The sequence below is a fragment of the Photorhabdus akhurstii genome (assembly GCF_019090985.1).
Taxonomy (GTDB): domain Bacteria; phylum Pseudomonadota; class Gammaproteobacteria; order Enterobacterales; family Enterobacteriaceae; genus Photorhabdus; species Photorhabdus akhurstii.
Window position 1 is genome coordinate 3,070,557 of record NZ_CP020335.1, and the last position, 4,997, is coordinate 3,075,553.

A 4,997-nucleotide genomic window follows, 5' to 3' on the forward strand; every position below is an offset into this window, starting at 1 on the left:
CGCCTTTATTTAAACTGTTTGAGAAAACGCAGATCATTTTCGAAGAACGCACGCAAATCAGTTACACCGTAACGTAACATTGTCAGGCGCTCCACCCCCATACCGAAAGCAAAACCAGAATAAATTTCAGGATCAAGGCCAACATTATGCAATACATTGGGATGAACCATACCGCAACCCAATACTTCCAGCCATTTGCCGTTTTTACCCATGACATCAACTTCCGCCGAAGGTTCTGTAAATGGAAAGTAAGAAGGCCGGAAACGAACCTGCAAATCTTCTTCAAAAAAGTTAGTCAGGAAATCGTGCAACGTTCCTTTCAAATTGGTAAAACTGATATCACGATCAATAATCAAACCTTCCACCTGATGGAACATAGGTGTGTGTGTCTGATCGTAGTCATTACGATATACACGGCCCGGTGCAATGACGCGAATTGGCGGCTGTTGACTGTGCATAGTTCTAACCTGAACACCTGAAGTCTGAGTACGCAACAGACGTTTGGCATCAAACCAGAAAGTATCATGATCAGCACGGGCAGGATGGTGAGCAGGAATATTCAGCGCATCGAAATTATGATAATCATCTTCAATCTCAGGGCCTGATTCTACAGAAAACCCTAATTCACCAAAGAAAGTTTCAATACGCTCTATTGTGCGGTTAACCGGATGTAGTCCGCCATTTTCCATACGGCGACCGGGCAATGATACATCAATCTTTTCCGCTGCTAAACGGAAGTTCAGAAGGTCAGTCTCCAGTTTTTCTTTACGGATATTCAGAGATTCCAGAACTTCCTGCTTAGCCTGATTAATAACCGCCCCTGCTGCTGGACGTTCTTCGACCGGCAGATCACGCAGCGATGACATTTGGAGAGTTAAATGGCCTTTTTTGCCTAAATATTCAACACGCACCAAATCCAACGCAGCAACATCCTGGGCATCTTCTATGGCTGCTCTTGCTTTTGCAACCAGTTCAGCGAGATGTGGCATCGTTTTCCTCTTCCTTCGGCCTAACGGCCTGCTAGTAATGATCGTTAATGACCTTATATATACCCGTTATCTTTCAAGTTGCCTCTTTGTTGGCTGAACTCGCTTCCCACGGCCACATAGTTTGCTATGCTCACGGGGATTCGCTCCCTTACCGTCTCAATGCACCTTGAAATCCATAAGGTATACCTATTTCTGTTTTTACTGTCATAAAAACAAAAAAACCTCCACAACGGAGGCTCAGGCGCTACTTTTCGTTTCTTTTCTTACGCGCAAAGCCCCCTGAATTCAGGTGCTAAAGTAAAAAAGATGCGAAAAAAAGCTAAGGACATAATGTTGGTTCTCTCGGAATAAAATTCTGTTTTGGCAACAACACTCTTGTAAACCGCATTTGACAACAAAGTAAAAGAGGGAGCATGCTCCCTCCTTACTACCCTAACTTATGCCAGAGCGCTCTTCGCTTTTTCAACTAAAGCAGCAAACGCCGCTTTGTCAAACACAGCGATGTCAGCCAGGATCTTACGGTCGATTTCAATAGAAGCCTTTTTCAGACCATCAATGAAACGGCTGTAAGAGATACCATTCTGACGTGCAGCAGCGTTGATACGTGCAATCCACAGTTGACGGAACTGACGTTTCCGCTGACGACGGTCACGGTAAGCGTACTGCCCTGCTTTGATTACTGCCTGGAAGGCAACACGGTAAACGCGCGAACGGGCACCGTAGTAACCTTTCGCTTGCTTTAAAATTTTCTTGTGACGTGCACGGGCGACAACACCACGTTTTACGCGAGCCATATACTTCTCCTATCGTCTCTGAGTTCTAATCTAAAAATTGCTTACGCGTAAGGCAAGCAAGCAACAACCAGGCCCAGATCACCTTTGGAGACCATGCCCTTTGGACGTAAATGACGTTTACGCTTGGTTGATTTCTTAGTCAGAATGTGACGAAGGTTAGCGCGCTTACGCTTAAAACCACCACTTGCAGTTTTTTTAAAGCGTTTAGCGGCGCCGCGTACTGTTTTAATCTTTGGCATTTTAATTTCCACTTCGCATTGTGAATTACAACGAATTAATCAGGCGAACAAGCCCCAACCAGATGAACCGACTGGAGCTTATTACTTGATTGCCTGACTATTTCTTCTTAGGAGCGAGCACCATTATCATCTGACGGCCTTCAATCTTCGAAGGGAAGGATTCAACTACCGCCAGTTCATCCAGATCGTCGCGGATGCGGTTAAGCATTTCGACGCCAATCTGTTGGTGCGCCATTTCACGCCCACGGAAACGCAGGGTGATTTTGGCTTTATCGCCATCTTCCAGAAAACGAATCAGGTTGCGTAGTTTGACCTGATAGTCGCCTTCATCTGTACCAGGACGGAATTTAATTTCCTTAACCTGAATAACTTTTTGTTTTTTCTTCTGCTCTTTGATCGACTTACTCTTCTCATAGAGGAACTTGCCGTAGTCCATAATACGGCAAACCGGCGGCTCGGCATTCGGGCTGATTTCAACTAAATCAACATCCGCTTCCTCAGCTTTTTCAAGAGCTTCCCTCAGACTGACAATGCCAATCTGTTCGCCATCTAAACCTGTTAAACGAACTTCAGAAGCGCGAATCTCTCCATTAATGCGATTAGGACGCGCTGTTTGAATTCTTTTTCCGCCTTTAATACCTTATTCCTCCAATTGATGAAGATTGCGACTGCGTATTTCTATAAGCAGTTTTTCGATGAACTCGTTAACATCAATGCTACCCAAATCTTTACCACGGCGGGTACGAACGGAAACTTTTCCTGATTCGACCTCTTTCTCACCACAGACAAGCATGTAGGGAACACGACGAAGAGTGTGTTCACGGATTTTAAAACCAATCTTCTCGTTTCTCAAGTCTGCTTTTGCACGAATGCCCGCATCTTGAAGTTTTTTTACTAATTCCTGTACATAATCAGCCTGGTTATCGGTGATATTCATCACTACCACCTGCTGTGGAGCAATCCATGTCGGGAAGAAACCCGCATACTCCTCGGTCAGGATGCCGATAAACCGTTCCAGTGAACCCAGAACCGCACGGTGAATCATTACAGGAACCTTACGTTCATTATTTTCACCTACGTAGGACGCACTCAAACGGCCTGGTAGTGAAAAGTCGAGCTGCACAGTACCACATTGCCACGCACGATCCAAACAATCATGCAAAGTAAATTCAATTTTCGGTCCGTAGAAGGCGCCTTCGCCCGGCTGATATTCGAATTGAACGCCATTTTCTTGTAGTGCCGCCGCCAAAGCTGCTTCCGCTTGATTCCATTGTTCCTCAGTACCAATGCGCTTTTCCGGGCGGGTTGACAGCTTAACCACGATCTTTTCAAAACCAAAAGTGCTGTAAACGTCATACACCATCTTAATGCAACTGCTGACTTCCCGGTGAATTTGCTCTTCTGTGCAGAAGATATGAGCATCATCCTGAGTAAAACCACGGACACGCATCAAACCATGTAATGCCCCCGATGGTTCATTACGGTGACAACTGCCGAATTCAGCCATACGTAACGGCAAATCACGATAGGATTTTAAGCCTTGATTAAAAATCTGAATATGCCCCGGGCAGTTCATTGGTTTAACGCAATATTCACGGTTCTCTGAAGAAGTGGTAAACATATGCTCGCCGTAGTTTTCCCAGTGACCCGTTCTTTCCCACATAACACGGTCCATCATAAACGGACCTTTAACTTCCTGATATTGGTATTCTTTCAGTTTAGTGCGAACAAAAGTTTCCAGCTCACGGAAAATAGTCCAACCATCGTTATGCCAGAATGCCATACCAGGAGCTTCTTCCTGCATATGGTACAGATCTAATTGTTTACCAATTTTACGATGGTCACGTTTAGCCGCTTCTTCCAAACGTTGCAGATAAGTATTGAGCTGTTTCTTATCAGCCCACGCAGTACCGTATATTCGCTGCAACATTTTATTGTTGCTATCACCACGCCAATATGCTCCTGCGACTTTCTGCAACTTAAAATGGTGGCAGAAACGCATATTTGGCACATGTGGGCCACGACACATGTCAATATATTCTTCATGATTATAGAGACCTGGACGATCATCGCGATTAATGTTTTCATCCAAAATCTGTACTTTATAATCCTCGCCGCGAGCAACGAAAGTATCACGAGCTTCTTGCCAGCTCACTTTTTTCTTGATGACGTCATAGTCTTTTTTGGCAAGTTCCAACATACGCTTTTCAAGCAGCGTAATATCTTCCTGCGTCAGAGCACGGCCAATATCAACATCGTAGTAAAAACCATTATCAATAATCGGACCGATAGCCATTTTCGTATCTGGCCATAATTGTTTAATCGCATGGCCTAATAGATGAGCGCATGAGTGGCGGATAATTTCCAGCCCTGCATCATCTTTACTGGTGATGATGGCAAGATTTGCATCTGAATCGATTAATTCACAAGCATCCACTAGCTCACCATTTACGCGGCCAGCAATACATGCTTTCGCTAAACCTGGACCAATATCACAGGCAACATCCATTACAGAAACGGCACGGTCAAACTGGCGTTGGCTACCGTCAGGAAGAGTAACAACAGGCATTTAAAATCCTTATCTACAGTGGTGACCCACACGAAAGGTCACTTGAAGGAGTTTGATATTCAACTAAAATAACGATTTAAATTATTATCTCGTCAATCCATTAAAGTTTGGTACTAAAATTGGTACACAATGTAAAAAGTGACTGCCTTCAATACCTAAACATCGCGAAAATATACCACCAACAACCATTCAGGTCACGGCGATGTTTAGTGTAGGTACAATCATTTGCACTTATTTTTATGCAAATGCACAAACTATAAAAAATAATTTTATAATGAAATAATATGTTTTAAGGAAAAACAGATAACATGCTCTTCAAAACACACATAGAACAAATCCGGCATAAGTTATATATGCCGGATTATCATACATATGGATACAGGATCGTTTAGTCTCTTTTAAGCCA

5 protein-coding genes and 1 other annotated feature are annotated in these 4,997 nt (G+C 43.8%); all 5 genes read right to left on the reverse strand.

Going from position 1 to position 4,997, the window contains the following annotated elements; translation table 11 throughout:
• Window positions 1-5 precede the first annotated feature (5 nt).
• The 5 genes from pheS to thrS all read right to left on the reverse strand — a co-directional run bounded on the left by pheS (window position 6) and on the right by thrS (window position 4,591).
• Complete coding sequence (pheS, locus tag B0X70_RS13440) at window positions 6-989, reverse strand: phenylalanine--tRNA ligase subunit alpha (RefSeq protein WP_036775936.1); 984 nt, start codon at window positions 987-989, stop codon at window positions 6-8.
• 211 nt (window positions 990-1,200) lie between these two features.
• Window positions 1,201-1,324: a sequence feature (Phe leader region), on the reverse strand.
• Window positions 1,325-1,426: 102 nt separating this feature from the next.
• Window positions 1,427-1,783: a 50S ribosomal protein L20 gene (gene rplT / locus B0X70_RS13445; protein WP_036775937.1), complete on the reverse strand. Its 357-nt coding sequence runs from the start codon at window positions 1,781-1,783 to the stop codon at window positions 1,427-1,429.
• 41 nt (window positions 1,784-1,824) lie between these two features.
• On the reverse strand, window positions 1,825-2,022 hold the full coding sequence (gene rpmI / locus B0X70_RS13450) for a 50S ribosomal protein L35 (RefSeq protein ID WP_011146889.1): 198 nt from the start codon (window positions 2,020-2,022) through the stop codon (window positions 1,825-1,827).
• A 97-nt stretch (window positions 2,023-2,119) separates the two neighbouring features.
• Window positions 2,120-2,659, reverse strand: a complete 540-nt coding sequence (infC, locus tag B0X70_RS13455; RefSeq protein WP_071647077.1) for a translation initiation factor IF-3 — start codon at window positions 2,657-2,659, stop codon at window positions 2,120-2,122.
• 3 nt (window positions 2,660-2,662) lie between these two features.
• Window positions 2,663-4,591 carry a threonine--tRNA ligase gene (gene thrS, locus B0X70_RS13460; RefSeq protein ID WP_105397150.1) on the reverse strand — a complete coding sequence of 643 codons (1,929 nt, stop codon included), beginning with the start codon at window positions 4,589-4,591 and terminating at the stop codon, window positions 2,663-2,665.
• Window positions 4,592-4,997 lie beyond the last annotated feature (406 nt).